Origin of the sequence: Chitinophaga sp. 22308, from assembly GCF_052045305.1 — a bacterium.
GTDB classification, from domain to species: Bacteria; Bacteroidota; Bacteroidia; order Chitinophagales; family Chitinophagaceae; genus Chitinophaga; species Chitinophaga varians_A.
Genome location: NZ_JBQEOP010000002.1, coordinates 816,912 through 843,019, shown reverse-complemented (window position 1 = coordinate 843,019; position 26,108 = coordinate 816,912). Strand labels below are relative to the sequence as shown.

Below are 26,108 nucleotides of genomic sequence, written 5' to 3'. Positions count from 1 at the left end.
GTTACTTGTTTTCTATGCTGTTAACAATGTGATGCCACTCACGTCCGCTTTCCCGCTTTTCAGGAATTCGTAGGTGATACGGTCAGCCTGGCAATCCACAAAACGGAGTTGTTTCAGGCTCCTGCATTTAAAGAAAGTGTTGATGAGTGTTGAATTCTGAAAGGTCACCCTGGAAAACCCGCAGTTGTCAAAAGCGCAGTCCGTTAACGTCCCTTCAAAAACCAGGTCGGCAACCGAGGAACTGATAAAAGCGGTACCGCTCAATACTGCATTGACCATGGTGTTTTTCTGGAAACTGCTCGATTTGAAAACCACCCCGGTTAAATCCGCGCCGGAGAAATTGCAGCTTTTAATATGGCTTCCCGAAAACTCAGCGGCCTTCAGCGAGCATTCCTTAAACAGATTGGTGTCCAGGTGGGAATGTTGAAACTGGCTGTTGCTGATATCAGCCTCAGAAAAGTCGCAGCTGACAATATGATTGCCCCTCAGCAGCAGTCCCGACAGGTCAGCTCCGATGAATTTGCAGCGCTGCATGTTGGAAGAACTGAATTTTTCATGCAGGTGCTTTAGTCCTGAGAAGTCGGCATCCACCCAATTTCCCATGGACATGTCCCAGCTGTGCTTGTTTTCCGGCTTTGCGGCTGGCGGCTCTTCCACAAACTCCCTGGCTACAGCATCTGTGCTGGCCGACAGGAAGTGTTCGGAAAAATAGTTTAGGTCCACCCCTAATATAGGTGCCAGCCGGTTCATGGTAATAATGTCCGGAACAGACTCTCCCCGCTCCCACTTTCCGACAGCCTGCGGACTGATAAACAGCTGTTGAGCCAGTTGCGCCTGGGACATATTAGCCTCTTTTCGTGCTTTGGCGATTTTATTGCCGATGATCTTTGCTTCCATTGAAAGTGTTTTTTCGATACAGCAAAGGTATTGGGGTTCTTTTTCAGAAACGGAAAAACAACCGCTCCCGTTAGTTGTAATGTTGCCACTTACAGTTGTAATACAACAACCACCGGTAGTATATAATTGAATTTGAGCAGTTTATAAACTCAGGAGCTCTGAGCGCCAATCAGAGCGATTGTCCATTATAACAAGCCCGGCTGGCAGGAAAATATCCTGCCAGCCGGGTTATCTGAGATAATTGTACCTTTAGGATGTACATTTTTTGTTTCTCCATTGTCCCGCCACAATACGCCAGAACCTGCCAAAGCCCCGATAGCGAGGAAAATTAAACGTCATGTGATAAACATTTAAACCCCTGCTTTATGCCTAAGTATGTTATTGAACGCGAAATCCCTGGTGCCGGCAAATTATCAGGAGAGCAACTAAAAGCCATCTCACAAACATCCTGCGGTGTTCTGAGGAACATGGGCCCGGAAATCCAATGGGTACACAGTTATGTGACCGGGGATAAGATTTATTGCATTTATATCGCGCCCAATGAAGAGATGGTCCGTGAACACGCCAAACAGGGAGGCTTTCCTGCCAATTCGATCAGTGAAGTAACGGGCGTCATTGACCCTACTACCGCAGAATAACAATCACGGCAAGGGCGTCTGTAGCTGTTGTAACAGGTAACCGGATTGGTGACCCGGATAATTCCGTCTGTCACCAATCCATGTTTCCTGTGGCCTATTCCCCTTTGAGCGCCGATATCCCCGAACTTTCCCTACTTTTGACCATCATATTTCCAAACATTCCTTATGTCGGCAAACAACCACCTCGAACTCATTGCACAAACCTGGCTTAATGCTTTTAATGAACGTAACCTTGAAAAATTACTGTCCCTATATCACGACCAGGCAGTGCATTACAGCCCCAAGCTAAAAATACATCAACCGGAAAGCAATGGTCTTGTGAGTGGCAAGGAAGCGTTAAGAAAATGGTGGCAGGACGCTTTTGACAGGCTTCCTGAATTGCATTACCAGATAAATACCCTCACCGCCAACGAAAAACGCGTTTTTATGGAATACATCAGACAGGTGCCCGCTGAACCGGACATGCGGGTTGCGGAAGTGCTGGAAATAACGGACGGGCTCATTGTTGCTTCCCGTGTGTATCATGGATAGGTGAGCTTATCCCTGCATTAAACGCTCATATAGGTGTGAAGATGCCTGATCCATACGATATCATCCAGTTTTGCCGTGTTGTACGCGCTATCCCAAAACCGGATAAAATTCAGGCTGGTCACATCTGCATAACGTTTCACACTTGTATCATCTCTGCTTGCAGCGCTGGCATTGTCAAATCCACGTAATGAAGTAGATACAGGCGCAAATGGCAGGCCTTTGAAAACAATAAGATTCGTCAGGCCGTTTGTTACCTGAATTCGCTGCAATAAAATTTCCAGCGTGATAATGACCATTTTCCCGATTCTGGCATACCCTGCCTGGTCCAGCCGCCATATTTTATAATCCGGGGAGGAATTGAGCGGGTCGAGTGTTGGTACCCAGGTACCGTCTTCATAAGCCGGGACGTCCGTTGCCAAAGCGATCGTACCGCTTTTATCCGGGAAGTTAAAGGTACGGGCACCTGTATTGGAAAATTTGAAGAAGCTGTCGTAAGACAATGCCGAATCTTTAATTGCCAGCCCGGCGCTGCTGCCGTAGATAGCGTATCCATTGCCCGTATTTTTATATCCATCAGATTTATTTAAACAAATGGACGAATTGAAAAAGGCGAAATTGCCGAACGTCTTTTCACCCGCCACAGTTTCGTTACCTGTGAGGTGAACGACATCCGTGTTGTTCGCTTTGGTGTTCAATGCGGCCTGCTGGGCAGTGCTGACGGGCTTGTCAATATCCTTTGTATTGTCTGCATTGCCTAACGCCACATCTGTTTTGTCCAATACTATCGCTCCTATTTTGTTGTTCACCGACACTACTGCATCAGTGTTGCTGACTTTCTTCCAGCCGGCAGTCCCGTTACTGATGATCCAGTCACCGGTTTTATAGGCTTCGCCGTTATTGTTCCCGGCTTCATTGATCAGAAAATACCAACCCAGATTGGCGGCACCGGCTGCGGGTAACGGCTGCCCATCGATAGTTGTATCCGAAGAGCTGATCAGATCTTTTACGGTGGCATAAAAGCCCTTAAATTTCACATTGCCTAAAACGGCATCCGGCAGTTGTGATATTACTATCTTGCCGGTTGTGCTGTCCAGACTGGCTTTTGTTTGCAGCTTATTGTCCATTTCGGCTTTGATGGCGCCGGCCTGCTCACTTATTTTACTGTTCAACTGGTAAACAGCCGCACTTGTTGCCAGCACATCGGACGCATTCTGGTCAGTAGCATCAGAGACCGCGTTGGGCACATTGGCCAACCCCACCTGGGCTTTCGTCACGTTATGCGGATTGTTCTGGCTGGCCACGTGATTGGCAATGGCTTCCTGGTCAGCCTTGGCGTTTAGTATTGCCCGTAGTCCGGCTATATTATCAATGGGCAGCTGGTCTTCCGTCAAATGGAAATAAGAGTCCATCAAATCCCAGAATTGTTGTTGGGTAGGATAATCTCCTGTCTCAAACCAGGATTTCAGCCTGTTTCTGTTTTGTAAAGCCATAGTTTTTATTGAGACAGCCAACCGGCATCATCTAACCGATGATACCGGTATATGCTGAATTATTTACAGTTCGTATAAAGGGATAACATTAACAATAGGTCTGTCGGAATTACATGCCGGCATTGCCGTTTTCCGGCGCAACCGGCAGTGGCAGGTCTTTCCAGGCGATATTGGCATAAGCCAGCAGCTCTCCGCCTTCCTGTCCAACGAATTCTCTGTCCAACAATGAGTCTGGCGACAGTGCCCGGCGCACCGGGTTTCCGAATCCTATCATTTCACCGGAAGCGTTATAATACGGTTCTTCCCATTTAGCGTGAATGATTTTGTTCGATAAGATTTCAACGGATAACTTCTTCATGATTGAATATTTTATTTGGGGGTAACAGTATTATACAAATTGTTTAAAGCCGGCAAAGGGATAGGTTTCTCCCACCAATCTGTTGGCGCCGCCGGCCACCGTGTCTGTAAACGGTTCGAAGGACATACGGCTCACCAGCATTTTCTGGTATCTCCAGTCTGCCACAGGACCGGCCCAGGCGCCCAGCGGGTCTACCTTCCAGGGTTCATTACGGTCAGGTTTTGACGGAAACCAAAGACCTACCGTCCACCTGCCTGGCACGTCTGGTACAAAATGACTGTTCACCTGTACCCTTGCACCGTCCACAAAAAACTCCACCCTGTCTGCATACCAGTCGAACCGGAATTCATGAAACTGGCCATCCCATACGTTTTTGTCGAGGCTTGTCAGCATGGCCAGGTATTCGTCCTGGAAAGGGTCTGTGCCGAACGTAAAGCCGTTACCGCCTCCCAGTTCACCTTTCCAGTTATTACATTTCATGTTGAACTTCGTAGGTTGATAGAGCCGTTGTATCTCATCATTGATTTTTACCCAGCTCTCTGCCAGATTGGGCTTTGCGGCATTGATCAGTTTCCAGGTGCCGTTTTTGGCGGTATCGGGATCATTGGCCACTGCCACCAGTTCGCCGTTCCATACGATGTTGTAGTTAGGCGTCAGCATTTCCGCCACTGTAGCAAAAACGTACATGGCGTTGTGGCTGGGCAGCTCAATATCAATTTCATTGTTTTCCACGATGTAGTAGCCGTCCTCGTAGCTTCCCTGCCGGCGCAGACCTTGTGCCAGCAGTTGTTCATAGCGTGGGTCCTGCGGATATACTTCCCCGTAGTGGAAAGTCCAGAACGCGGGCGCCACGCCGATCTTTTCCGGTAATTTCGCTGTAATCCTGAAACTGCCATAGCCACAATATTCCTTCGTAGACATCACCGCGCCTACTCTCTGCGTCCATAGCGCACCGTACCTGGGATCATTCGGGATATCATGTACTTTGGGGCTGCCATCCCTGTTGTACCCTTGTAACTCTCCATCATAAGCATCGCCATGCGCCTCAAACACCAGCAGGTTGTCCTGTATGTAGATGTTTTCAGGTGCCACACCACCATTGGCGCCACCCCAGGCTTTTGCCATCGGGTAAAACGCATTGACCACGGTACGTCCGGCCTCTGTGGGGTTGTTTTCAAAATCCGCGACTATTGGAGCCAATGCCTTTGCATCGGGCAATATCTCTATGTCTATCGGCGCAGTCACGCCTGAGCTGTTTTGGATGTAAAACTTCCGGCGGCCCACCGGAGCGTCAGGAGGTACGGTACATACAATACGATCGTTGTTCAGTACGATCATGTTCTTCCGGAGTATCTGGTATTTGTTGGCCGGGTCAGTAATGTCCTCCAAAATACCGATAGGATATGGCGGGTCCTGATACTTTCCGGCAATATTACCATCCATGATGATATCGGTGAAGTAAACATATTTGAACACACCGCCCACCGCGCTCATCACAGTGCTGTTATCTACCGTTTTATTGCCGATTTCCAGGTTATGCAAATTGTTGTCCACAAAGGCGGAAGCATTGCTGAACTGTCCGGTGGCAGCGTCCACATAGTTGAGCCACATTTTGGACTGTGCCGGGTCCGCCGCTCTGAACACCAGTATTTTATTCCAGCTGTCGGGGTTGATGGTCCCGTTACTGATCATCTCCTCTGTTGCGGAAGCGCTTTTCTGTCGCCAGTGGATTTTACGCGTCGCACAGTCTACATACACATATATCCCGTTTTCCGCCGCGGCCATTACTGAGATGAGCGGCCATTCGCCGGTGGCAGGCAGGTCTGCTGCCGCCACATAAAAGTGTACGCCGATGGAATAATATTTGTTTCCGGTGTTGCTGGTAATATCCGCCAGGGTTATGGGCACAACAATCCCGTCTCCTTTTTTACCAACTTTCAATCCGATATGGTCCAGCACCTTTACCGTGTTGCCGGCCGAGCTACAGTTGGAAAAATTTCCAAACCAGTCCCTCATAGCGTATTCCAGCGAATAATATGCGCCTATTTTGGGTGGCAGCATGGCATCCCTGAAGCCGCCGGCCGGTTTATTATAAATAAGTTCTGAATTATGATAATATTTCTGCGGAATGTCAGCTGTTTTAAATTCAGTGGGCACGTTGACCGTCATATCCAGCTTGCCGCCGGCGGGGTCGTTGTTGATCAGCCTGAAGACATAGTTCTCACCACTCTTTAAGTCACTGATAGCGGGTGGGTTAAACACTGTTCCGTCAGGCAATACCATCAGCGCGTTGGATATGGTTGTATAATTACTCTCCACATCGGCGGCTTTTGCTTCCCGGACTTTCAGTGTCATCACCTGCAACTGCGTAGCCTCTTTACCGGGTATCCAATTGATTTTCTTAAGCTCAAAATTCATGTAATAAATTTTAACAGTGTCCGTTAAACGAAATTATTCAGTTCCATACTGCCGATCACGCCCGGACTGTTACCCGCGCCCTTAGTCATATACAACCGGAACCAGAGATAGTTTTCGTCATCATACTTTTCATATAATTCGCCGCCACCATTAATTTTAGGACAAATTACCTGTGTACCTTTTACCGCTTTGGGGTATTGGGTGTTCAGGTCGTCGTCAGACAAAGGGCTGGTGATATCGGTCCGCACTATTTTTGTGGTACGGACTATCGTTTCCTGCAGCAGTTGAAAGAGCGTGGTATATGCCTCCTGGTCAGCCTTTGCAGCCAGCAGTTGTCGTAGGCCGGTGATATTATCGATACCGATCTGGTCTTCTGCTTTATGTAAAAAGCTGTCTATCCATTCCCAGAATTGCGTCTGTGTTGGATAAGCGCCTGTTTGGAACCAGGACTTCAGCTTATTTCTTGATTGAATGGCCATGATATTTTTCCTTTTTAAAGTTTCATAATCCAGAGGGTCACGAAAAACGGCGGGCGGTTTTCGTGCGGGTACCCATATCCTGAACTACTGGTGGTACCGTTATAACCAAGCCTGTTGGGGTTTATTAACCATCCCGGTCCGTAGTCGTTTTCCTCTGCGCCGTCTCCCCAGGTATTATTGTCCTGATGAGGGGAAGCATAGCCGTGGGTGTGAGGCCCATTCTGTTCGGCCGTTAATGACACCCAGTCTTTACCGCCGGTTTTTCCGAAATCGTTATAGTCAAACTGTAGGGGATCGTAACCTACAGCAAATCGTCCGCCACGGTTTTTGGTGCCGTTGGCGCCATTACAAACAGCCCATCCGGTCCGTTCATTAATACCTAAACCGGTACTGTCAAAATTGGCCTGTAAATACGGCTTGCTGCAATCAATTTCTATTACGTCCCCTCTTTTCCAGACATTGTCTATTCTTTGGCCAAGCCTTGTTTCCAGCGATGTGATGGTGTTTTTTAACCCCAGCAGGGTTTCGATGCGTTGCAGGCTGCTGTAGGCAATGCCGCCGGCAGCAAAACGTGCCTGTCGGGTAAAATAAACGTTCCGGTCTACCAGGTCGGCAAATTTCCGGGGCTCTGCCAGTTCCTCCACAATCCAGGTGGATTGTTTGGGCCCGCCAATAAAGGGCAGCAGTTCACCGTTATAACTGATCCATCCGTTAGCCACTGTGCTGCCGGTTTCTTCCATTCCCGACACAATTACTGCACTACCTACCAACCGGGCCAGTGCGCCCAAAGATTCGCGGTAAGACTTCTGCATAAAGTCCAGCGTATACTGGGTCATCGGGAATCCGCCTAGGTTTGTTAATTCTTCTATTCTGTTCATGCTCTTTGTATTTTATAAGTCTTACCAGCTAATTTGTAGTTATTGATTAAAGCGCCCATTTCGTTTTCATCGAAGTACAGGTTACGGGGAGTGAACACATAAAAACTCACGGGGTTGCTTCCCACCTCTTCTTCCGTATACAGGTACAGTGGCTTATTTTCGGACTCCTGCCACAGGTATACCGGTTTTTGTTCAATTTCCTGGTAGAGAAAAACCGGTTCGTAGATCATCCCGTCAGAAATTTTAATTCTTCTTTGCGAAATGTCGTACCGGTCGTTTAAAAGACGTTCCAGATAGACTACCTGCGGTGTTATTTTTAACCGGTACAGGTTAGCGTCCCGGTTGCGCCTGAATTGCTGATACAAATAATTCACGGGGTTGCACAGTGCCAGCAGCCATGCCACATGTCTCATTTTACGCAGCCGGGGCGGCATCAGTAATCTCACCAGTTTGGGAAAGTCTATTTCATAAATCCTGCTCATATAATCACACTTTGTGGGAGGTATTCAACATGCAAATCGTCCTTCGGCGTTTTTATTCTCAGGTAGCCGGCATCCGGACTGTACTTTACATCAAATGCGGTGAATGGTACGTCGGAATAGCTAGCCTGCGCCTGTACAATGTGAGGGATCACGACACCATCTACTTTTTGCAGCGCATCCACGAGGTAAGACAATACAAATACACCGTTAAACGGCAGGTTTCTCAGGTAGGTTTTGATACAAGTCAGTACCGGTTCTGAGTCCGTGCCATCCAGACGGGCACCGTCTTTGTCCAGCACCAGCGGGTTATAGTAGATTTTCAGCGTTAGTTTGAGGCTGTCAGCTTCACGGCTTTCCACGATCAGCGGGTTTACGCCGGCATCCTTGATGCGCTGCATATACTCCCCGAAGGCATCCAGTTCCGTCGCTGTCAACGGGGCCAGGTCAACGGCGTTCATTTTAGCCACTTTCATTTTCAGGCCTCTTGTCTGTTCTACCACTGCGCAGAAGGCCACAATCTTTCTTGCGTTGATCTGTTCTTCGGTCAGCCCTGTGGTATCGTAGTAGTCTTCGTCCTGCACCAGTTCAGCGCCATACTGAAAGTCTTTTGCCTTATTGGCGTACCACCGCAGGTGATGCGGCGAGCGTTCATCAATCAGGCTGGTCACTTCCGCCTTATGCTGGTCGAAAAGGTTTTCCACCGCCCATACGGTCACGGCCACCACATAGGTCCACATCCGCCAGATAGCTGTTTTGCTGGTACTGGTCAGGCCAGACAAGGTAGCGGACGTATTCACCCTGTCGATGATGTCTTCCTGTATTTCAGTTATTGTTCTTGCCATAATAAATGTTGTTCTGTTTCTGCGCCTGGTTTTAACTTACCCGGAAATCGATCTGTATTCCCATATATCCGATGCCTCCTTTGATAGCTGCATCGTCTTCAGCCGTAAATGCATTGGCGGGAAAGATCTTATTATCTCTCAAATATTGAAACACTCTTCTGTCGGTCACCTCCACATCGGGCACCAGTAGATATTTTCCCGGCACCAGGTTATCGGTAATGCTCAGTTCATTAGCGCCCGCAAATCCGAAGAGGGCATCAATTCCGCCTTTTGTCTGCATAGCAATGTCCAACAGGCATTGATGCGGTTTAATGTCAACTGTTTCCATATGCTGCGTCTATATTTAGTTCTCCTTTATCGTTGATATCAACTGATTTCACCTGCATGCCGTCTCCTGCAAACTGCATTTGTAGTTCGCGCAGCAGGTCACCGATGTTGTTGTCCTGCAGGTAACCGAAGGCATCCACTCCTATGGTGGGAAACTCCTTGAAGGAGCCTTTGTTATTGATCAGCAGCATTTCCTGATGTTGCAGGGTACTAAAGCCAGCTACCAGGTCTCCATTGGCTATGTCCAGATCGATGTCTTTATTAAATAATATATCTTTCATGATAATTGACCGTTAAAAACGCCTGTTACCGGTCCCCCGTTAGGGGGCGCCGTTAACCCGGCCGTGTAATTAATCTGTGCGGTTTTCACATAGGTATCCACCGCTTCTGCCAATTTGCTGCAAAACATCTCCAGGCTTTGTTCTTCATCCGCATCAGCATCCTTTACATCTTTGAATACCTTTTTAATATCTGCGGCTAATGTGCTTTTATTCAGTGGCATGGTATTATTTTAGAATTTTGGACAAACGGTCTTTGATCGCAACAAACGCTGCTTTGTTCATGGGTGCATAGATTTTTACGATTTCGTCCAGCAGATCGTCCAGGCATTTTTTCAGCGTGTCATTGCCGTTGCTGACCAACAAACCGTCTTTGTCAAACTCCATGTATTTTTTATCAGCGTTGTATTTTACCTTTTCGATTTTTTCTGTGCTGATCACCACATAGTCATCGCTGCCATTGATACGGCCGATCAACACACTGGAACCTTCCGGCGGAATAGCTGCTATCCCGTCATGCGCACCGGTTACGGAACGCAGGCGAACGTTGGCAATGTTTAATCCGGTAGCCAGCTGTACGTCCACCACACCTGCTTTTTCATCTGTTGCGATAACCTTGGCCGGAATAATGGTAGCATGGGTTTGACTAAGCTTTCTTAGTCCCTGCACCAGTTGTGCCTGTTGTTTGTTCATCTTTCTTAGTTATTTTATCGCCAATTCCACAAACCCTTCTGGCTCCGCCGGTGCCAAAGGTCACCTCTGTACTGTCGAGCAAATATTCACCGTCTCTGTCGGTATAATTCTGGTCTGTTAATGACACCGCAAATCCCGGTAGTGCAAATGGTTGCAGGAAGGCCGTCACTTTTCCATCATAGCCATCGTAGGTCAGATCTTTCAGCATCCTGAGCGCCGCCCCCTTCAACCCTTCTTTCGGGTCTATACGGGGCACATAAAATGTCCGGATATCTCCCTTTACTCCAACCACTTCATTCTCGGCTACGTTCCTGCTGGTAAAATGAATTACCTTCACCTTTAACGGTGCGTCGGCAGCTTTTCGGAACCGCAATTGGTCGCTGCTCACAAGGTTCGTCCCTATGGCATATTTCACGGTTTTTTTAACCTCTTTATATTCCAGGGGCTCCGGCTTATTTCCCGTCCATTTTCTATTTTTCTTATAGGCAGCCCTTTTTCCCAGTTGTATATCTTTCAGCCCGGCATACAATTCCGGCCCGTTGAAATAAATAGTCACATAGGCATCCTTTTTTAATTTTTCCAATGCCTCCGTTCCTGTCTCACCGTTGAAACTCATGCTCACCAGCGGAATATCAGGAATGTTATCACTCAGTACGATATCTGTACCTTGCCTGATGAACTCCAATACTTCCCTGACAGTTGTCCCGGGCGGTTCTTTATTTTCAGGATCTTTTTTACGGTAGTCCTGCAGTTTTTTTAAGCATGGAAATTCCTTTGTAATCACCTTGTTTCGCAACTGCCAGCTATAACCTTCGCATTCGATCTCGCAGGGGGTAGTGAAATTTATTCTGCTGACAAAACCTTCAAACTCCAGTTCAAGCTCGCTGTCATATCCCAGCCATATTTCTACATGATCACCGACGTTAAAGAATGAAGCGGTATTCTCCTGCAACCTCTGTCCTACTCCCTTAATGGCTTCTTTGGTAATCGTAAATTTCCTGTCTATATCATTCTCTCCCGGTTTCAATAAGGAAGGGGTGTTCAGCTCTCCTGCCTTAAACAGTACAGCAGAAGTGGGTAGCCGTATATTGGCAGTATCCACAAATGAGTAAATGCTTCTCTTTACTTTCACCTCATTTACTTCATTGAAGCGGTGCCGGCCTATTCGTATTTCACAGGTAAGTCTGAACATCAGTCAAGAATAAGTTTAAATTTACTGTCAGTAATCAGGTTTATTTCATAAGGCTTCACGTTCTCTACGCCCACTACCTCGGGCCAGGTAATATCTGTAAAGACCACCCTGTCCCCATCTTTCATAAAGAGATCGGTTAACGCACTTCGGATAAAGAATGCCATATTCTTTTCGAAATAGTCAGTTAGCTCTTTGATCTCCTCCAAAGGATACATGTTATCTTCTCTGATGATGATACCTCTGATGTTGATTTTGTAATCCTCTGTGTTAATCAGCTCCTTAACCGTACCCGCACGGTTTACCATGGCGGTTTCCACAATGGTCTTACGACAGGTTATTTTCATCACCGGGTTCCGGAGCACCAGGTCATTGCTCTGTGGTGTTGTGCCAATACTTACCGGCATAAAATAGGGGCGGCCAAACTGTTCCCTTCCATAAAAAGGGGCCTTGCTTCCACCCGCGGCGTTGCCTGGCTTATGTATAATATCAAAAGGCGGAGGATTATAATTCCAGATGTCCTTAAAATACTTCTCTAATAATAACTTGGTTGTCATATATTGATGGCGTTTGCACTGTTTAACACACGGAGGAAGGCTTCTGTCACCATTTGTTCCACCTCATTGGCCCCTTCTTTCAGTTGGGTAGTGTGAATGTTGATGTTATCAAACAATTTCTGCAGGTTGATGATAATATTCTTATTACCACCACCGGTAATCCCTTCTGTTTTATTTTTAGCACCTTCCAATCCGCTGAGCTTCGCTCCGGCAGCCGTATTTCCGGCTCCTGTAAAGCCTTCCGGCATCACCGGCGTGGCAAACGGATTGCCGAGTTTTATTTTCGGGGCATTGACTCCTTTTCCATACCCTTCGTTAAATGCGGCCTTCACTTTTCCGCCATTGTTATAGGCGTTCTTTATGGCGGTAACCCCGGTCAGGTCAGCCACCGCTGTTTTACCCACTTCCCATGCCTGGCTCCATTCACCTTTGAACATGTGCATGAGCGCCTTCCCGATGCCACTGAGGCCGGACGCTACTCCTTTCAGGCTATCAATAAGGAAATCCTTTATCAACCCGATAAATGCTTTCATGGCTTCCCAGGTGCCCCACAGTCCGCCTCTGAATTTCTCAAAAGTGTTCCAGCAATAGATGACAACACCAATCAGGGCGACGCCGATACCTACCATCAGGCCCATCGGACTGAGATTCATCACCAGGTTCAAAGCCGCCTGCCACATCGTCCATAATTTATACCCGAGGATCAGGCCCCCTATCGCCGTGCCCAGAAAGCCAAACCAGTCGGCGTTTTGCGTAAGCCATACGGCTGCGGTTTGCAACCAGGTAGCGATCGGGATCAGGGCGTTATCGATAAAATCCGCAGCAATAGGTAATAGCGCAGAACCGATAGTTGTCTGGACTGTTTGCAAAATATCATTGAACTGTCCCCATCTGGATGTCGCGGATTCACTCTGGGCCGTCATGCCGTTGGCGAAAGCGCCATTACCGGAAGCTGTCGCCGCCATCACTGTTGTCAGTTGCTCAGCAGAAATTTTTCCGGCAGCCAGGCTATCCTTTAAATCCTTTACTTTAACGCCGGTCTTTGCGGCAATCTGTTCCAGGGGATTAAAACCTGCCGCAGCCAGTTCTTTTACGGTATCAGCGGTAAGTTTGCCGCTTTCCGTGATCTTGCCATACGTCTTCACCAGCTCGGCCATTTTTTCCTTGTTGCCGCCGCTGACATTGCCCAGCATCGTTAAGGTGGGAATAATATTCTTCGCTGCCACGCCGCTTTCCATTAGTCCCTGTGCATTACCAATGAGCTCATTGGTCCTGAAAGGTGTGCTGGCGCCCATACGCTGCAGGTCCGAAATCATCCCTTTGGCATCCTTTGCGCTTCCGGTGAGCTTCGTAAACGCCAGTTCCGTCTGCTCTATGTCCATGCCCATTTTGATAAGGCCAGTGGCCCCGCTGATCACCTTGTCGATGGGGAAATTGTACTCACGTTTTTCCTTCTTCTTCTTTCCGGCATCTCCGGTGTCGTCAGCGGAGCCCGGCAGGGAGGATGACGATGCCATGGCGCTCGCAGCAGCAGTGGCCTTGTTCAGCTCATTGATCGTGCTGCTGAACGTATTAACACTGTCGATCCTTCCCTGCAGACTGGTCTTTACCTTATCCAGCGCAACAATCGAGGCCATGGATTTGGAATTGCTTCGTAAGGCTTCTATTTTCTCCAGCTTTTTCTGGATTTCCCCGATAGACATGCTCATGGTGCCGTTGTTGGCAATCACTTTCCGCTGCCAGTCAGACACTTTGCCAAACGCAGCAATAGCAGCTTCGTTCATCTCTCCAAATCCTACGCTCATATCGTTACTCTTTTTTGTTTTTCCGGACCAGTCCTTATCGGAAGGACTGTCCTTTTAATTCTCTTTGCCTTATATCGTGCAGTTGCGCGAACTTCTGCGCCCACTGCGCATCCGTCAGCTGCGAGGTGTCTACCTGCGGCAAATAATATTCAAACAGCGTTTGTATATAACCCAGCGGATTACTTTCAAAATCGCCGGACGCCTCGCTTAGAGCTTTTCCACCTCTACTTTTTTGGCATCCAGCAGTTTGTCCAGCTGTGCGCCCAGACCGTAGAGATAAGACTTGTCTTCCACTATCGCTTCATCACCGCCCAACCAGGTGGCTTTCAGAATTGTTTCGTGATATGCCAGCGGATCACCTGAAATCAGTGTCATGGCATAGCTCACTTCATCCCTGTTGGGTTTTCTGCAATACCCGACTTTACCATCAGCGGCAGTCAGTTTGAAGACATCTTTATATTTCTCTTTCCAGGCCTGAATGTGTTCATTCGTGATCTTTACCGCTTTTTCTATTGTCATGATTTTAATATTGATAATGATGAATACTCAAATGGATGATTACATGTTCTGCTGCAGGCCCATGAAAATGATAGGCAAGGTGATTTCCATGAATTTGGCGCCCTGTTCCCAGCCTTTTTCAAACTCTTTAAACTGGAAGCCTTTGATCAGGTCAGTGCGTGGCAGCGAGCCGTCTTCTTTCACATAAGCCACCACGATGTCGCCACTGAAATCCAGCAGGTCTCTGCCTTGTGACAGGCGGACAATATCCACCAGCCTGTCGAACTGGAACTTCAGCAATTTGATTTCACCTTCGTAGGTACGCTTACCGCGCTGGATGCCGATTGGCTCATCACCTGCGCCATGCAGGTGTTCTTTTTCCTGCGACAATTTGTATTTAATGCCCCTGATACCGGTCAGCTCCTGTCCCATTACCACCACTTTCATATTGGCCCAGGTACATTCTTTACTATCAAACATATTTTAGACTTTTAAATATTATACAATCTGGTTTATTTGTTCAGCGCCGGATTTTCAAAGCCCAGTAACACTTCAATCTGTTTGGTGTATCCCACCGGAACAACAGACGCCGCAATGGTGATTTTACCGGTGCTGATCACGTTCTGCTCCGCGTTGATGTACGCGCTGAAGGAACTGATCTCTTCTGACATGGCAGTATTAACAGCATTCTCAATCTTACCCTGCAGGTATTTGATGACTGCCACATTGATCCTGCCCTGCGCATCCACTTTAATTTCATCGTTCAGTTCTTCCAGGTATGTCTGATAGCAGATCAGCGTCACCTTGTCGATCACACGGCCCAGTGCCAGCTGGCTGTAATCGTCCGTTACAGGCGCGCAGGTAGCGTCATCGTTAAAGAAATAGCCGGAGCGGCCAACGAACGTGCGCAGGAAAATGTAACCTTTGTCATGCACCTGATCGGCAGCCGTGAAGTCTTCCACTTTTTTGGTGTTAATAAAGGCTTCCAGTACAGGCAGCGCGCCATCTTTTACACGGCCCAGGTTACGCTGTACAGGAATCACTGCTGCACGGCCCAGTGCCAGGCCTACGGAAGCGCTCGCGTCACTGGCAGTGCTGCCGATCACAATGGCCACATGGTTGGCAGACAAAGTGCGGAGGTCTTTTAACTGGGCGATATTTTCCGTATCTACAGCCCGGCCTTCGATCAGGATGCGAACGGGTTTGTATTGCGCCGCAAAAGCCAGCGCCAGTTGTTGTGCTTTGGTGACAGCGTCCAGTACGTCTTTATCGATACCGTCTGTCAGCACCGGTGTATAACCGGCAGCTGGTTTTCTGGTGAGGCCCAGTAATCTGATACGGCCCTGAGCAGCGTCCAGCAGTTTTTTGGCGCTGCCGGCGTCTGCCAGGTCGGCCATTTGCGTGAGTGTTACGGTATCGGCCACCAGCATGATGTACAGCTCGGCGCCTTCGCCTGCCAGGTCATAAAACTCCTTAATGTGGCGGTATGCGCTGGCGTTGGTGCTGCCACTGGTGATACCCAGGCTTTCAGCATCGCTTACACCGAAGATAACTTTTGGCGTGCCTAACGGAAGGCCTGTTGCAGCCACACCGGTCAGTACCAGTCCTGCTACACCATCAGCAGTTGCAACGCTTCTACCGAGGTTGCCATTTCCTAATTTAACTTCTACTTTTGGTAATCCCATTTTAGTCTATTTTAATCATTGTACTTGTTTACATCCGCGTTTTTCCATTCACCCCTTTGGTGTTTTTTTCTGGCAGGATGCAGTTATTTATTGGACTCGAAATTGTTATTTGACACTGCTGTATTTGGCCTGGCTGAACAGATCGTACAGATGTTGTTTTTTGGTGTTGCCGTCCAGCTCGCGCAGCAGGATGCCTTGCAGCTTTTGTAATACGGCCTCTTGTAGTGCCGGAGAGGTTTTTCTGAGCTCCGTCACAAAACAAAGCAGCTTCGCTTCTACCGTAGCCTGTTGCTGGCAGGTTTGTACAATACTCAGTGCATGAATGCCTGTTTCCAGGGCCTGCAATATTTTATTTTTCAGCATGGTATCAGCGTCCCCGGGGATGATGGATTCCAGTATGTCCACCAATGGGTTTTCCAGTGCGCGTTTTATGGCTTTGGTAATGTTTAGCGCCGTTGTTGCATATTCGTCCATATGCTCGTCAAACTGCTGTAAGGCCCATTTGATTTTCAATCTCATTTTTTTACAAAAGGACATAGGTATAGGGGTTTATAAATCTTCAAATTCTTTCCGCGCATCGAAACTGGGGCATGCTTTTTTTACAAATGGAAAGTCCCGGTGCCCCTGCACCCGCGCTTCGGGGTATTGTCGCTTTAATCGGGACACAAGTTCTCTCATGGTTTTACGCTGTGCATCTGTCCGGTTGTCCAACGGCCTGTTTGCCGCATCTACGCCGCCAATATAGCTGACGTGAATACTGTGGGCATTATGCCCGGCAACGCCGTTGCATATACGGTCCTCTGTTGCTAACTGTATTGAAGCGCCGAACTTGTCTATCAGGTAATGATAGCCGGGACTTTTCCATTTTAGTTGTTGTTGCCAGTACTGCTGGATGGCAGCTGGCCTGGTATCTTGCGGGGTGGCCGTACAATGGATGACAATAAAATCTATACGCCTCATCTGCTACATTTTGGGGTGATTACTGTCCAGCACTTCTTCCAGCCGCTCCATTACTTTGGTGTTGTTATCAATAACACCCATCATCTTGTCTCTGTCTTCATCCAGATACTGTGTAAGACGATCTTCCAGTTTGATCTGGCGCTTCCATAATATCCTGGCAATTACCACCAGCACTAATATTGAAAAGGCCTGATCTCCGAGCCGCTGCCAGATATTGCCGGCAGGATCAATTTGTAATAATATATTCAGTAGTTCCATACGGTGTCCACTATTATCAGTTTCACATTCGTCATGATGTCCCCATTTTTTTGTTTACACCTTATGTACTGATATCCGGTTTCTTTCGGGGCACCTGTTATTGTTCCAGGTGATTTACAATACAAAGAAACAACCTATCCGGACACCTGAAAAATCCGAAAACAATGATTAAACAGTCCTTGTATAATCATTTGCAACAGGCTGTCCAATCATTAAAAGCACTTTTCAAAAAGAGGCTTATTCCATGGAAATTTGCTGTTATTAAACAGCCGATTTACCAGCAGGATGAACACTATCCTGTTAAACACTTAAAAAGCAGAAAAATGAACAGTTTATTCGCAAACATGTATGCAGCATTAGAATCCCGCATTATCGCCAACATCCCTGAAATAAAAGGCGTGTATCCGGAATTACAACAGTTAGACAACTACAAAGGGCAACCGGACGTATGGCCCTGTGTATTCATTGATTTCACCACTTTTGAATTTGAAAACCTGGCGCAACATGAACAGACGGCCAGCGGTATATTGAGCTGTAAACTGGCCTTTTCGGTCACCAAAAGCGGTAGTACCGATTTTATCGATAAACAAACAGCGTTAGATTATTATGAGATAGAAACCAAATTGCACCAGTTATTACAGGGCTGGAGCAACGGCAACTGCGCGCCGCTGGTACGGACTAAAATAGATACCGCAGACAGAAAGGACAATTTCCGGGTAAGAACTTTATCGTATAACCTATCCTTTGAAGAAAGCATAGTAACACCTCCCGGCACCAGCACACCGCGTCCGGCAGCAGAGTTTCTGTTCCGGGCATAAACATTCCATAAAAACGGCATACATATTGTTTATAAATTATTCATTACCTTTACTACATATAATTTTTAATTAAAATGAAAATTTATTCTGTGATGTGCCGGTTTATGTTGGCCGCATTGTTTGTACTCATCTGTAGTAACGCAAAAGCACAAACGTATAGTAAGCTCATAGGCACTCCTTACAAGGAGGCATTAAAATTTAATGAACAGGTAACAAAAATACTTAACCTGCTTGTGGACAATGAGCCGGAAGAGAGAACGAAAGGAACTTATGAGTATGAATTTTACAATACTTCGGACAGCCTTCGGGTGAACCTGCATATCAGATATGGCGTTTACCCGGAAACAGGGCTTGTGGGCGAAGTTCTCCTGTATGGCAGTAAAGATTATCTTAACAAGATTTACAAAACGCTTTTTAACGACAAATTTGCTCCCAAAAACCCTAATTCTGTGCTCGCTCATGTAATCCGGGGCAATGAATATATCTCCATTAACACCGGCTTCGACGATGGTAATATCAGGATAGAGGAAAAAGGGAAATGATATTTACAGTACATAAAAAAAGGACGCAGCGTGCTGCGTCCTTTTTTTATGCCGGACAGCCGCCATCACCACGTCCACCAGGGGTATTGCAGCCGCAGCTGTTTAACAGCCGGCTGTTCCTGTTTCATGATCTGTTCCAGCCGGCTGGTATTGCATTGCATGCGGTAGATGATATTGCTTTCTTTCACCCAGAATTCCTTTGATAACTCCTGGATAGCTACCTCATATCTTTTACCCTGCAGTTTGATGTAATAATAATATCTGTATAACAAACATTCATCCCGTAGGGCGATCATATCTGCAGAACGTCCTTTTCTTACTGTTTTTTCCTCTTCCTTGCGAACAAAGCTGTTGAAGAGCGATTGTTGTCCTCTCATGTTTCTAAGATATTTTCCTGCTTACCTGCGCCGGTCTTCACCGTCAAGGGTAATCATGTTAAACATTTCCCGCATCCTGGATTTCACGCGGGTCCCATAGTACTGTTCAATTTCAGCCGCCGTCAGGTTAGTGGTGATATGCGTATGGTGCCAGGGTGTTTGCTGGTTATCATATCTGTTGAGAATGATTTCCGCCATCACGTTTACCTGGTTACCATAGTTTTTCTTTAGTTCTTCCGTTCCGAGGTCATCGAAGCAGATGCCGGCCTGCCGCTGGTAGAAGGTGTCTGCCGCCGTAGGCAGCGGTACCGGGCTGCTGTAGCGGTAAAGCATATCATGTCCCTGCTCCGCGAACAAGGCGCTGAGTCGTCGGCAATTCGCCACCTGGTAACAGCGGCGGGGGTTTTTATTGAACGCCCGCATGAGGGTTGTTTTTCCGGTACCTACGTTGCCAAACAGGAGCAATCCTTTAGACAACTTCCACGATTGGCCGTCCGTATTCATTCTCTCGAAAGCGGGATCTTCTGTAAAATAATAACACAGCGCTTTTACCGCTTCCCGGTTCATATCGTCCACCACAAACCCTTCCGGCACTACCTGGGTGCGTGATAAAATAAAATTGAATAAAGTATGACTGTTCCATTGCATGGCGGAAGACGATTGATGTTTATCACTGTCATGGCGCGGCCTGTTCAACTCAGAGCTGCCCGAATTTTCTGACACCAGGGGTAATAACGCCTGCAGGCTGTCGAGCTGACAGGTTCTTTTTTCCGGATGTTGCATACTTTTTCTCATTGAAGTGATAATTAGCAATAAAATTATTGGCGAAGCCGGTCCAGTTACGGATAGGCGTATAACCCTGTACCCATCCCAGTCCTTCCCATTTGTTCCAGAATTTATTGGCCATTTCGTTGTTGGCGCCGGCGGCGGCAAAAAATTGCTGTACCGCTTCCAGGCTGGGCCTTACGGAGGGGGGACACGCGGCAGCAGCGGGGGGAGGCATGTCCGCCGTTCCGGCCGCGTTTTTTGTATTTACCGATGCGGCAGCGCCGTATGGATATTCCTTACTTTCTTCTTCTTTTTTTTCTTCTGCTTTACTTTGTGGGATTAATGCTGTTGCTGCCGTTGTTTCTTCCGGAAGAAATGCCGTCTCACCATGATCAACGTCACCGATAAGGTTATGTAGCGGGTTAATTACCGCTTTGCGTTTGGCGTCACGAATAATTTTCTGCCAGCGTTTCTGGATGCCTTTACTGGTGAGGATAGAAAACCGGTTGTACATCCGCTCGTCAAAAAAGCCCTTTTTAACCAGGGTATGTACCACGGCCGTTACAAGCGCGCCGGTAACGGCGTTACCTATACGTTTGGCAAAGATGTACGACATTTCATCGTTCCAGTTCGTATAATATCCCTGCCGGTAAATCCAGCATAACAATCTGAGGGCAATGTATCCTCCCTGAATACCATGCTCCTCTTCTACCATCAACAACTTTGGATCATCAAAAAGATCCACGTCCATAGGAAAATACATCAATCCTTCTGCAATTGGTCTTGCCATCGAATATTAGTTTTTGATCAAACAATCACAGTGCCGGCCACGGGTGCCCGCACAGTCTATTTCAACTCCTTGTTTCAAAAGTGCCGCCTTTGGCAGCCAGGTATAGTTATTCTTGCTTTGAATTTTTTACGGTGCGTATTCATCAGCTGCAACGCAGCCAACGCGTTCCGTATATTGGTGTGTACAGGAATGAGGCCTGTATATCTTTTACGGTTTTCCAACCGGGTTAACAAATACATATCATAAATGCGTGCAGTTTTGTGTCAAAGGTGGTATCCGGCATTTTCTGCTGACGGCTTTCATTGTAGGATAACCGGTATTTCCCGACAGTAAGGGCTGTGGGGTTTTAAAAAACAGAATGCGCCTGTGCTGCTGTGGAAATCTCTAAATTGTCTGACATAGCGATTGTGTTTGTTGTCTTTGGGATAAAGTGGTTTGAGGGTTAAAAATGAGGGTTTACATTCGAACAATGCTGTCTTTTACGTTTGGCCGTTATCAAAAATGGTGGTAAATCCTTTTTTTGACTACATTTGCGCCAACCATATTGCCAGTATAAAGTAAAAGAATATTTGTCTTTTGACAAAATATATTTGTCTCATTATTTATTAATTTTTCCTGAAAAAAATGTCAAAAAACGAAGGCGATATACTCAGAAAACTTGTTAAATCAAGCGACTATCAGGTGAATGAATTTGCTGAAATGCTTGGGATGTCAAGACAGAATCTCAACTATTTGTTTAACAGGAAATACATAGAGCAGGAAACGAAAGAGAAAGCCGCAGCCATAGCAGGCAAAACTGTTTCCGAGGCTTTCTATGAAACAACGGGCAGTAATGCTACAAACGACAAAGAGAAAGAGACTTTAAGGGAATTAGTAGAAGCTCAAAAACAAATCATCTCGTATTGGCGCGAGTTCCAGATCGCGCAGCTCATAAGGAACGAGGCATATCTTTCGGTAATTCTCCGCCGCCTGGCGGAATTACAGTTCCAGCTGGACGACCGCAAAAAGAAACGGGATCTTGATACTGTCCTGGACGAAGCTGAACGGGCCGTTCAAGAAAAGATAAAAGAACTGAAAGGTCAATTGCAACTGGTTGTTTCCTGATATTTTCACTATTCATTTGCCACATAGCAGTTTTTTTGAGGTTACAATTACAATATTACGCCTTTCCTTGCTATAGGTTTTGCGTAGTGGTTTTTTTATGGGAAAAGTTTTTCCACATTTTTATTTTTTATAAACATACAAAAAAATATGCTTTCTTATTTGTGATTATTTGCAGGGAATTACAGATAAGGAAGCATGCAGATAATTCCCCCGGAACACTTAACCACAAAGTATTTCAAAAAACAAAGCCGCTACCATTCGTTCCGTCAACCAGTATAAACTATTGTGCGTTTTCAGGCAACTTATCTTATAGCAAATTTTGCTATCCAAATGCAGAATTAGTTAAATTTGCGTTCAGGCTGTGCTGATTGGTTTTCCCCCAAACTGGATGAACGTTATTCTTAACCTCACATACTTTGCGCTATGAAAATCACGTACATTATCCGGTGTTTATTTTTGGTGACTGGAAGCTTTACTTCCCAGCTTTTGTTGGCCCAGGATATTTACCTGTCTGCCTACCAGGGCGCCGTTCAGACAAGTAATGTGGCTGTCGGGAATATCCTGAGAGAAGATGTGGTAAATGAAGAACTTGAATCCAGAACGCATAACAACATCAGTTCTTCTGGAAAGCAGGCGAATATATTCGCCAAACTGCCACCGGCAAGGATTTCCTCCGTGCCGGTAAAAGTCAGCAGCGGAAAATTCATACCGGATCCGGCTGTGGCCCAGCGTGTCAATGCCAGGTTTATTGATCAGATAGCCAAGGCAAGTCCTGATAAAAAAAATGAAATTGCCAAAATTGTTAACGGTGGGGCATTACAGAAAGATGCAAGCAAGCGTTTGAACAATCTGGGATTAAATATCAACAACATTGTAGATGTTACGGTGACCTACTATACGGTCATGTGGCAGATCATCAATGGAAAAGCCGCATCTGACAAACAAATCATAGCCGGCTATAACCAACTGGCACCGGGGTTATCGGCCAGTACATTTTTGAACGGCATGAGCGACCGGGAAAAACAGGAGATCAGCGGGAATATGGTGTTGGTTGCCATGATGGCGATGACAACTTATCAGGGATTGGTGCAGCAACATGATGCCAAAAACCTGCAGCGCTTACAAAAAGGGCTAAACGACATGCTGCTGCGACAACAGGTGGACCTGTCTTCCGTCCGTCTTACCGATGCCGGATGGGTGAAGAATTAATTATATCTGAAAACAAAGCTCCAGGCCCCTCGCATTGATGTGGAAGAGCCTGGAGCTTTTAACCGGCGGCGCTTTATTTCAAGGTGCAGGTCAGGGTCCCGTAACCCAGCTGATCATAACCGCCGCTGTTGGGCCCATAATTGCCGCCACCGCCTTCGGGGCGTACTTTTTGGGCAAACCGGGCACAATTGGGAGCAGCCAGTCCCTTGCGGTTTACATAATGGTTGTATACCAGTTCCCAAACAGGCCTGTCATTTCCCCGGCTCCCGTCGCTGATAACCTGCTGTACTACGCCAACACAATTGGCGTAGGGTTTAAAGGGCACGGAATCGCCAAGATTGTACGCTGCCACATACTCTGCCCCCCGCAGAAAGCGGTTGTTGTCGTAACCATACATATCGTCGCCCTGGTTCCATGCCATCTCACAAAACGAGCCCATTAAGCCGATGCCAAGGGTAGTATGTCCCTGATCACGGCCGCTTTCCTGCCACTGCCCCAGACCATTGGGGTGAATAAAGTAAATGGCATTGGCCACAGCACCATTACCCGCGCCGTACTTAAAATAGTTGATCGCTTCATTATAGATGTCCCGGTCGTCGCACAATACGCCGATGGCCAGGATGGAATTCATCACACACAGGTCCCAGTTCGCATAGAAATGGCTCATACATCTTTCCCTTCTTGTCAGAAAGGCGTGGTTCATAGGATAAAAAACGTTCAGCATCATTTTCCGGAACCGGGCAAAGTCCGCCGGCGCCCATCCCTGGTAAGTACGCATGATTTCCGCGGCGTTGGCAAACTGGTAGCCGTATAGCCCTGCCGCCAGATTAGCGTCGTTATTACCGGCAATTCCCTTTAGTCTGGCCGACCATGCATTCATGATCGCTATCGATTTATCGGCATATTTATCATCGCCGGAGACTTTCCATCTTAAAGCAGTGGCATAAGCCGCAGCGATGTCGTTATAGAGCTGGCCATAATTTTGACCATGAACACCGTCATCACCCCGGTAAACAGTGTCCGCCGGATTGGGTTGCCAGGCGAGCGCGCTGTGTGAATTGGTGATCAGCCGGTTCCAGCCCGACAGCCATGGTTCTGCCCCGGCATCCACTTTATTTTTCATGCGGTCAAAGTCTGACTGCTTATGTAAGAGTCCAGGATGCACAAAAACAGTGTCATGGTCGTTTAATACCTGCTTCTCTGTTGCATTCACCATTTCCTTCCTGCATGCCGTTATCAGGAAAAATAAAAGCGCTCCCCCAAGGGCGCATTGTCTAATAGCTTTCATAGGTTTTTCAATTACAATTGTTAAAGTGACAATTATATTATACGGTAGACAAGTAACGCTGGTTGCCTGGTTATATTATCAGGAGATGAAGATTTTTTTAGCTATCAGGCGAGCATCATGGTTGCCGCTTTTCTAAAATCAGCCGCCGCCAACTGTTTTTTATCCGTTTGACGATATAGCTCCCCCCCTGCCTGTATGAGGCTGGACCGCGTGCAGCATAGCTTTCGGCGTCCCTGGGGCCTGTCTCTCTTGCTTTCGTTAAATCCACAACGGCCAATGCGGGTTGGTTCATATAGATATACAGATTTCCCCGCTGACGATAGGCCAGCGCATGTTGGGTTTCTTTGCTGATCACCGTCGTAAAGTCCGCGACGGGCTGTTCATATGCTGCCTTTTGATAATAGGCCAGCGCGCGGTTGTAATGGTACTGTGTGGCGTCCGGATTGAGTTCAATGGCTTTGTTGAGCGCAAAGAGGGCATTTTTATCGTCTCCCTTCCGGATATAGGCCCATCCGAGGTTAGCATAGGCCGAATCAGTCGGATAAAGGGCTATCGCTTCGGTGAACCGGCCGATGGCAGCGTCAATTTTTTCTCTCTCAGCAAATCTTTGCCGGTGTTATAGATCAGTCCGGCATTAACGGTTTTCTCTGATACGTCCTGCTGCGCACAGGCCACAGATACCGTCATTATGGGTATTGCCATGCACAGGCAGGCCGACAAGCTGACGTTGATTGTCTTAAAACAGGCTTCCTAAAGTTGATGGCTTGGTTAACAATGCAGGAACCTCCACAGCACAAATCGAATCAAAACGAGAACGGCGTTATGGCTAAAAAGTTCCTGTCAAATTTATTTCACCCCAACATATATGTGCACAAGGCCCAATATAAGCAGCAGAGATCTTTCGTCGTAATGAATAATAACCTCACCTCCTTTAAAGAAATTCTGTCAATTTTTCTCCACTGAGGTGTAAGTAACTAACTCCTCACTACCTTCATCCTACAAATCAATACAGAAGGATTCCTTACAAACTATCCAAATACCCTTTAAAAAAAATTTTCAAGGCATCGGTGTATATCCCAAACACCAGCATCCTAACACTACATATCAACCCCATAGCGTGGAGCTTACTTCCCAGTAGACGGCGGATATCTGGCCCAATAAACCATTTAAAAATAACTTTATGCAACCCAATTATGAAGAATATCTGAATAACCACCCCGTTTATCAACATATAAAGGAATTGCGGGGAGAAGACCAGTTTCATGAAGACGTTGATTCCATTAATATCCTTCGCCTCTTTTTTCCGGCAACTGTCAAAGAGTTGGTATTAGGACTATCGGACATAACATCCGTTTTCTACGGACTGCTATTATCTGGAATTGCCAGAAGATACGGCAACGATGGCATTGATGCTATCTCCCAATCAGCGGTATTTGAAATAGGAAGGCGAAAAGCAGAACAGGCACTGGTCATAGATCCCGCTATCCCCCGGGATGCCTGCGGAATTTGTAATGTATTTATATCTGCTATTTATGTTTCCAGCCCGGAATACAAAATTAATGTAACAACATACCAGTCGGATGAAGTAACGCTAATACTAACCGGCACCGACAGATACCACCGTTCCGCACAAATGCTTAATCTGACAAAACACATAACCTGGCCAATCCTGACTCCATTTTTCTATGGCGTTTGCAGCGCATGGCATATATCATATCAGGCAGACCTTCAAGTAGAAGAATTAGATGAACATAGCAGATGCCGCTACAACATCCACATCGCCAGGAAATAGAGACAAGTCAGGCAATACGGCGCCCGGGGCTCCGACAGCATGAAAACCGCAAAATCCCGGCCCAAATTGATTTTAAATCTTGCAGCGCAGGGCAGAAGCAGCACTATATACGAATTTTGACTTATAGCCTGGCCTTTCCTGAAAACCTTATTACCGG

34 protein-coding genes are annotated in these 26,108 nt (G+C 47.0%); 7 read left to right on the top strand and 27 right to left on the bottom strand.

Features of this window, described 5'->3' with window-relative positions:
• Positions 1 to 12 precede the first annotated feature (12 nt).
• Positions 13 to 897: a pentapeptide repeat-containing protein gene (locus tag ACTJJS_RS10235; RefSeq protein ID WP_440663600.1), complete on the bottom strand. Its 885-nt coding sequence runs from the start codon at positions 895 to 897 to the stop codon at positions 13 to 15.
• A gap of 365 nt (positions 898 to 1,262) precedes the next feature.
• Between ACTJJS_RS10235 and ACTJJS_RS10230 the strand changes: the two genes are divergently transcribed.
• Both ACTJJS_RS10230 and ACTJJS_RS10225 read left to right on the top strand, forming a co-directional pair.
• A complete protein-coding gene (locus ACTJJS_RS10230; protein ID WP_440663599.1) occupies positions 1,263 to 1,535 on the top strand; it encodes a DUF4242 domain-containing protein in 273 nt (90 codons plus the stop codon).
• 165 nt (positions 1,536 to 1,700) lie between these two features.
• Positions 1,701 to 2,066: a nuclear transport factor 2 family protein gene (locus ACTJJS_RS10225; RefSeq protein ID WP_440663598.1), complete on the top strand. Its 366-nt coding sequence runs from the start codon at positions 1,701 to 1,703 to the stop codon at positions 2,064 to 2,066.
• A gap of 17 nt (positions 2,067 to 2,083) precedes the next feature.
• Here ACTJJS_RS10225 and ACTJJS_RS10220 read toward each other — a convergent pair whose 3' ends face one another.
• The 20 genes from ACTJJS_RS10220 to ACTJJS_RS10125 form a co-directional block, all read right to left on the bottom strand.
• Positions 2,084 to 3,556, bottom strand: a complete 1,473-nt coding sequence (locus ACTJJS_RS10220) for a hypothetical protein (protein ID WP_440663597.1) — start codon at positions 3,554 to 3,556, stop codon at positions 2,084 to 2,086.
• Between the two features lie 109 nt (positions 3,557 to 3,665).
• Positions 3,666 to 3,914: a hypothetical protein gene (locus ACTJJS_RS10215; protein ID WP_440663596.1), complete on the bottom strand. Its 249-nt coding sequence runs from the start codon at positions 3,912 to 3,914 to the stop codon at positions 3,666 to 3,668.
• Positions 3,915 to 3,944: 30 nt separating this feature from the next.
• A complete protein-coding gene (locus ACTJJS_RS10210; protein ID WP_440663595.1) occupies positions 3,945 to 6,332 on the bottom strand; it encodes a glycoside hydrolase family 16 protein in 2,388 nt (795 codons plus the stop codon).
• Between the two features lie 23 nt (positions 6,333 to 6,355).
• Entirely contained in the window at positions 6,356 to 6,811 is a 456-nt protein-coding gene (locus ACTJJS_RS10205) for a hypothetical protein (RefSeq protein WP_440663594.1), read from the bottom strand.
• Positions 6,812 to 6,825: 14 nt separating this feature from the next.
• Positions 6,826 to 7,689 carry a hypothetical protein gene (locus ACTJJS_RS10200; RefSeq protein ID WP_440663593.1) on the bottom strand — a complete coding sequence of 288 codons (864 nt, stop codon included), beginning with the start codon at positions 7,687 to 7,689 and terminating at the stop codon, positions 6,826 to 6,828.
• Positions 7,686 to 8,171, bottom strand: a complete 486-nt coding sequence (locus tag ACTJJS_RS10195) for a hypothetical protein (RefSeq protein WP_440663592.1) — start codon at positions 8,169 to 8,171, stop codon at positions 7,686 to 7,688. The genes ACTJJS_RS10200 and ACTJJS_RS10195 overlap by 4 nt, the downstream gene beginning before the upstream one ends.
• Positions 8,168 to 9,013: a hypothetical protein gene (locus ACTJJS_RS10190; RefSeq protein WP_440663591.1), complete on the bottom strand. Its 846-nt coding sequence runs from the start codon at positions 9,011 to 9,013 to the stop codon at positions 8,168 to 8,170. Before ACTJJS_RS10190 ends, ACTJJS_RS10195 begins: the two co-directional genes overlap by 4 nt.
• A gap of 31 nt (positions 9,014 to 9,044) precedes the next feature.
• The gene (locus tag ACTJJS_RS10185) at positions 9,045 to 9,341 is read right to left on the bottom strand and encodes a hypothetical protein (protein WP_440663590.1); all 297 of its coding nucleotides are present in this window, start codon (positions 9,339 to 9,341) and stop codon (positions 9,045 to 9,047) included.
• Positions 9,328 to 9,621: a hypothetical protein gene (locus ACTJJS_RS10180; RefSeq protein ID WP_440663589.1), complete on the bottom strand. Its 294-nt coding sequence runs from the start codon at positions 9,619 to 9,621 to the stop codon at positions 9,328 to 9,330. Before ACTJJS_RS10180 ends, ACTJJS_RS10185 begins: the two co-directional genes overlap by 14 nt.
• Positions 9,618 to 9,842, bottom strand: coding sequence for a hypothetical protein (locus ACTJJS_RS10175; protein ID WP_168872823.1), 225 nt, complete (start codon positions 9,840 to 9,842; stop codon positions 9,618 to 9,620). Before ACTJJS_RS10175 ends, ACTJJS_RS10180 begins: the two co-directional genes overlap by 4 nt.
• A 4-nt stretch (positions 9,843 to 9,846) precedes the next feature.
• The gene (locus tag ACTJJS_RS10170; protein ID WP_440663588.1) at positions 9,847 to 10,311 is read right to left on the bottom strand and encodes a hypothetical protein; all 465 of its coding nucleotides are present in this window, start codon (positions 10,309 to 10,311) and stop codon (positions 9,847 to 9,849) included.
• Entirely contained in the window at positions 10,265 to 11,503 is a 1,239-nt protein-coding gene (locus tag ACTJJS_RS10165; protein ID WP_440663587.1) for a hypothetical protein, read from the bottom strand. Before ACTJJS_RS10165 ends, ACTJJS_RS10170 begins: the two co-directional genes overlap by 47 nt.
• Positions 11,503 to 12,057 (bottom strand): DUF6046 domain-containing protein, encoded by a 555-nt coding sequence (locus ACTJJS_RS10160; RefSeq protein WP_440663586.1) that lies wholly within the window; start codon positions 12,055 to 12,057, stop codon positions 11,503 to 11,505. The genes ACTJJS_RS10165 and ACTJJS_RS10160 overlap by 1 nt, the downstream gene beginning before the upstream one ends.
• A complete protein-coding gene (locus tag ACTJJS_RS10155) occupies positions 12,054 to 13,862 on the bottom strand; it encodes a tape measure protein (RefSeq protein ID WP_440663585.1) in 1,809 nt (602 codons plus the stop codon). The genes ACTJJS_RS10160 and ACTJJS_RS10155 overlap by 4 nt, the downstream gene beginning before the upstream one ends.
• A 207-nt stretch (positions 13,863 to 14,069) precedes the next feature.
• A complete protein-coding gene (locus ACTJJS_RS10150; RefSeq protein WP_168872818.1) occupies positions 14,070 to 14,381 on the bottom strand; it encodes a hypothetical protein in 312 nt (103 codons plus the stop codon).
• Between the two features lie 39 nt (positions 14,382 to 14,420).
• Positions 14,421 to 14,840: a hypothetical protein gene (locus ACTJJS_RS10145; RefSeq protein WP_168872817.1), complete on the bottom strand. Its 420-nt coding sequence runs from the start codon at positions 14,838 to 14,840 to the stop codon at positions 14,421 to 14,423.
• 32 nt (positions 14,841 to 14,872) lie between these two features.
• Positions 14,873 to 16,045 carry a DUF2586 family protein gene (locus ACTJJS_RS10140; protein ID WP_440663584.1) on the bottom strand — a complete coding sequence of 391 codons (1,173 nt, stop codon included), beginning with the start codon at positions 16,043 to 16,045 and terminating at the stop codon, positions 14,873 to 14,875.
• Between the two features lie 105 nt (positions 16,046 to 16,150).
• A complete protein-coding gene (locus ACTJJS_RS10135) occupies positions 16,151 to 16,564 on the bottom strand; it encodes a hypothetical protein (protein WP_440663583.1) in 414 nt (137 codons plus the stop codon).
• A 30-nt stretch (positions 16,565 to 16,594) separates the two neighbouring features.
• On the bottom strand, positions 16,595 to 17,005 hold the full coding sequence (locus ACTJJS_RS10130) for an N-acetylmuramoyl-L-alanine amidase (protein WP_168872814.1): 411 nt from the start codon (positions 17,003 to 17,005) through the stop codon (positions 16,595 to 16,597).
• 3 nt (positions 17,006 to 17,008) lie between these two features.
• Positions 17,009 to 17,263: a hypothetical protein gene (locus ACTJJS_RS10125; RefSeq protein WP_168872813.1), complete on the bottom strand. Its 255-nt coding sequence runs from the start codon at positions 17,261 to 17,263 to the stop codon at positions 17,009 to 17,011.
• 323 nt (positions 17,264 to 17,586) lie between these two features.
• Here ACTJJS_RS10125 and ACTJJS_RS10120 point away from each other — a divergent pair, with 323 nt between their 5' ends.
• Both ACTJJS_RS10120 and ACTJJS_RS10115 read left to right on the top strand, forming a co-directional pair.
• A complete protein-coding gene (locus tag ACTJJS_RS10120; protein WP_440663582.1) occupies positions 17,587 to 18,081 on the top strand; it encodes a hypothetical protein in 495 nt (164 codons plus the stop codon).
• A 74-nt stretch (positions 18,082 to 18,155) separates the two neighbouring features.
• Complete coding sequence (locus ACTJJS_RS10115) at positions 18,156 to 18,623, top strand: hypothetical protein (protein ID WP_440663581.1); 468 nt, start codon at positions 18,156 to 18,158, stop codon at positions 18,621 to 18,623.
• Positions 18,624 to 18,688: 65 nt separating this feature from the next.
• On the opposite strand, the gene ACTJJS_RS10110 is transcribed toward ACTJJS_RS10115, so the two are convergent.
• From ACTJJS_RS10110 to ACTJJS_RS10100, 3 genes are read right to left on the bottom strand one after another with little or no spacing between them, the layout of a single operon-like run.
• Complete coding sequence (locus tag ACTJJS_RS10110) at positions 18,689 to 19,000, bottom strand: hypothetical protein (protein ID WP_343744201.1); 312 nt, start codon at positions 18,998 to 19,000, stop codon at positions 18,689 to 18,691.
• 21 nt (positions 19,001 to 19,021) lie between these two features.
• Positions 19,022 to 19,648 carry a hypothetical protein gene (locus ACTJJS_RS10105; protein WP_440663580.1) on the bottom strand — a complete coding sequence of 209 codons (627 nt, stop codon included), beginning with the start codon at positions 19,646 to 19,648 and terminating at the stop codon, positions 19,022 to 19,024.
• A gap of 49 nt (positions 19,649 to 19,697) precedes the next feature.
• On the bottom strand, positions 19,698 to 20,558 hold the full coding sequence (locus ACTJJS_RS10100; RefSeq protein ID WP_440663579.1) for a DUF4373 domain-containing protein: 861 nt from the start codon (positions 20,556 to 20,558) through the stop codon (positions 19,698 to 19,700).
• A 624-nt stretch (positions 20,559 to 21,182) separates the two neighbouring features.
• On the opposite strand from ACTJJS_RS10100, the gene ACTJJS_RS10095 reads away from it, so the two are divergent.
• Together ACTJJS_RS10095 and ACTJJS_RS10090 are read left to right on the top strand one after the other, a co-directional pair.
• Complete coding sequence (locus ACTJJS_RS10095) at positions 21,183 to 21,662, top strand: hypothetical protein (protein WP_168872807.1); 480 nt, start codon at positions 21,183 to 21,185, stop codon at positions 21,660 to 21,662.
• Between the two features lie 423 nt (positions 21,663 to 22,085).
• Positions 22,086 to 22,871 carry a DUF6683 family protein gene (locus ACTJJS_RS10090; protein WP_440663578.1) on the top strand — a complete coding sequence of 262 codons (786 nt, stop codon included), beginning with the start codon at positions 22,086 to 22,088 and terminating at the stop codon, positions 22,869 to 22,871.
• Positions 22,872 to 22,944: 73 nt separating this feature from the next.
• Here ACTJJS_RS10090 and ACTJJS_RS10085 read toward each other — a convergent pair whose 3' ends face one another.
• From ACTJJS_RS10085 to ACTJJS_RS10075, 3 genes are all read right to left on the bottom strand, one after another.
• Positions 22,945 to 24,159: an alginate lyase family protein gene (locus ACTJJS_RS10085; RefSeq protein WP_440663577.1), complete on the bottom strand. Its 1,215-nt coding sequence runs from the start codon at positions 24,157 to 24,159 to the stop codon at positions 22,945 to 22,947.
• Between the two features lie 115 nt (positions 24,160 to 24,274).
• On the bottom strand, positions 24,275 to 24,712 hold the full coding sequence (locus tag ACTJJS_RS10080; RefSeq protein WP_440663819.1) for a tetratricopeptide repeat protein: 438 nt from the start codon (positions 24,710 to 24,712) through the stop codon (positions 24,275 to 24,277).
• The gene (locus tag ACTJJS_RS10075) at positions 24,709 to 24,846 is read right to left on the bottom strand and encodes a hypothetical protein (RefSeq protein WP_440663576.1); all 138 of its coding nucleotides are present in this window, start codon (positions 24,844 to 24,846) and stop codon (positions 24,709 to 24,711) included. Before ACTJJS_RS10075 ends, ACTJJS_RS10080 begins: the two co-directional genes overlap by 4 nt.
• Positions 24,847 to 25,339: 493 nt before the next feature.
• Between ACTJJS_RS10075 and ACTJJS_RS10070 the strand changes: the two genes are divergently transcribed.
• Complete coding sequence (locus ACTJJS_RS10070) at positions 25,340 to 25,951, top strand: hypothetical protein (RefSeq protein WP_440663575.1); 612 nt, start codon at positions 25,340 to 25,342, stop codon at positions 25,949 to 25,951.
• Positions 25,952 to 26,108: the final 157 nt, after the last annotated feature.

Excerpts from the sequence above, each read along its gene's own strand:
- ACTJJS_RS10215 (WP_440663596.1), bottom strand. The coding sequence starts at position 3,914 with ATGAAGAAGTTATCCGTTGAAATCTTATCGAACAAAATCATTCACGCT.
- ACTJJS_RS10145 (WP_168872817.1), bottom strand. The coding sequence starts at position 14,840 with ATGTTTGATAGTAAAGAATGTACCTGGGCCAATATGAAAGTGGTGGTA.
- ACTJJS_RS10185 (WP_440663590.1), bottom strand. The coding sequence starts at position 9,341 with ATGGAAACAGTTGACATTAAACCGCATCAATGCCTGTTGGACATTGCT.
- ACTJJS_RS10155 (WP_440663585.1), bottom strand. The coding sequence starts at position 13,862 with ATGAGCGTAGGATTTGGAGAGATGAACGAAGCTGCTATTGCTGCGTTT.
- ACTJJS_RS10115 (WP_440663581.1), top strand. The coding sequence starts at position 18,156 with ATGAAAATTTATTCTGTGATGTGCCGGTTTATGTTGGCCGCATTGTTT.
- ACTJJS_RS10205 (WP_440663594.1), bottom strand. The coding sequence starts at position 6,811 with ATGGCCATTCAATCAAGAAATAAGCTGAAGTCCTGGTTCCAAACAGGC.
- ACTJJS_RS10150 (WP_168872818.1), bottom strand. The coding sequence starts at position 14,381 with ATGACAATAGAAAAAGCGGTAAAGATCACGAATGAACACATTCAGGCC.
- ACTJJS_RS10135 (WP_440663583.1), bottom strand. The coding sequence starts at position 16,564 with ATGAGATTGAAAATCAAATGGGCCTTACAGCAGTTTGACGAGCATATG.
- ACTJJS_RS10170 (WP_440663588.1), bottom strand. The coding sequence starts at position 10,311 with ATGAACAAACAACAGGCACAACTGGTGCAGGGACTAAGAAAGCTTAGT.
- ACTJJS_RS10070 (WP_440663575.1), top strand. The coding sequence starts at position 25,340 with ATGCAACCCAATTATGAAGAATATCTGAATAACCACCCCGTTTATCAA.
- ACTJJS_RS10140 (WP_440663584.1), bottom strand. The coding sequence starts at position 16,045 with ATGGGATTACCAAAAGTAGAAGTTAAATTAGGAAATGGCAACCTCGGT.
- ACTJJS_RS10120 (WP_440663582.1), top strand. The coding sequence starts at position 17,587 with ATGAACAGTTTATTCGCAAACATGTATGCAGCATTAGAATCCCGCATT.
- ACTJJS_RS10195 (WP_440663592.1), bottom strand. The coding sequence starts at position 8,171 with ATGAGCAGGATTTATGAAATAGACTTTCCCAAACTGGTGAGATTACTG.
- ACTJJS_RS10165 (WP_440663587.1), bottom strand. The coding sequence starts at position 11,503 with ATGTTCAGACTTACCTGTGAAATACGAATAGGCCGGCACCGCTTCAAT.
- ACTJJS_RS10175 (WP_168872823.1), bottom strand. The coding sequence starts at position 9,842 with ATGCCACTGAATAAAAGCACATTAGCCGCAGATATTAAAAAGGTATTC.
- ACTJJS_RS10075 (WP_440663576.1), bottom strand. The coding sequence starts at position 24,846 with ATGACGGTATCTGTGGCCTGTGCGCAGCAGGACGTATCAGAGAAAACC.
- ACTJJS_RS10105 (WP_440663580.1), bottom strand. The coding sequence starts at position 19,648 with ATGCAATGGAACAGTCATACTTTATTCAATTTTATTTTATCACGCACC.
- ACTJJS_RS10090 (WP_440663578.1), top strand. The coding sequence starts at position 22,086 with ATGAAAATCACGTACATTATCCGGTGTTTATTTTTGGTGACTGGAAGC.
- ACTJJS_RS10085 (WP_440663577.1), bottom strand. The coding sequence starts at position 24,159 with ATGAAAGCTATTAGACAATGCGCCCTTGGGGGAGCGCTTTTATTTTTC.
- ACTJJS_RS10160 (WP_440663586.1), bottom strand. The coding sequence starts at position 12,057 with ATGACAACCAAGTTATTATTAGAGAAGTATTTTAAGGACATCTGGAAT.
- ACTJJS_RS10220 (WP_440663597.1), bottom strand. The coding sequence starts at position 3,556 with ATGGCTTTACAAAACAGAAACAGGCTGAAATCCTGGTTTGAGACAGGA.
- ACTJJS_RS10235 (WP_440663600.1), bottom strand. The coding sequence starts at position 897 with ATGGAAGCAAAGATCATCGGCAATAAAATCGCCAAAGCACGAAAAGAG.
- ACTJJS_RS10125 (WP_168872813.1), bottom strand. The coding sequence starts at position 17,263 with ATGGAACTACTGAATATATTATTACAAATTGATCCTGCCGGCAATATC.
- ACTJJS_RS10100 (WP_440663579.1), bottom strand. The coding sequence starts at position 20,558 with ATGGCAAGACCAATTGCAGAAGGATTGATGTATTTTCCTATGGACGTG.
- ACTJJS_RS10200 (WP_440663593.1), bottom strand. The coding sequence starts at position 7,689 with ATGAACAGAATAGAAGAATTAACAAACCTAGGCGGATTCCCGATGACC.
- ACTJJS_RS10210 (WP_440663595.1), bottom strand. The coding sequence starts at position 6,332 with ATGAATTTTGAGCTTAAGAAAATCAATTGGATACCCGGTAAAGAGGCT.
- ACTJJS_RS10095 (WP_168872807.1), top strand. The coding sequence starts at position 21,183 with ATGTCAAAAAACGAAGGCGATATACTCAGAAAACTTGTTAAATCAAGC.
- ACTJJS_RS10190 (WP_440663591.1), bottom strand. The coding sequence starts at position 9,013 with ATGGCAAGAACAATAACTGAAATACAGGAAGACATCATCGACAGGGTG.
- ACTJJS_RS10230 (WP_440663599.1), top strand. The coding sequence starts at position 1,263 with ATGCCTAAGTATGTTATTGAACGCGAAATCCCTGGTGCCGGCAAATTA.
- ACTJJS_RS10180 (WP_440663589.1), bottom strand. The coding sequence starts at position 9,621 with ATGAAAGATATATTATTTAATAAAGACATCGATCTGGACATAGCCAAT.
- ACTJJS_RS10225 (WP_440663598.1), top strand. The coding sequence starts at position 1,701 with ATGTCGGCAAACAACCACCTCGAACTCATTGCACAAACCTGGCTTAAT.
- ACTJJS_RS10130 (WP_168872814.1), bottom strand. The coding sequence starts at position 17,005 with ATGAGGCGTATAGATTTTATTGTCATCCATTGTACGGCCACCCCGCAA.
- ACTJJS_RS10110 (WP_343744201.1), bottom strand. The coding sequence starts at position 19,000 with ATGAGAGGACAACAATCGCTCTTCAACAGCTTTGTTCGCAAGGAAGAG.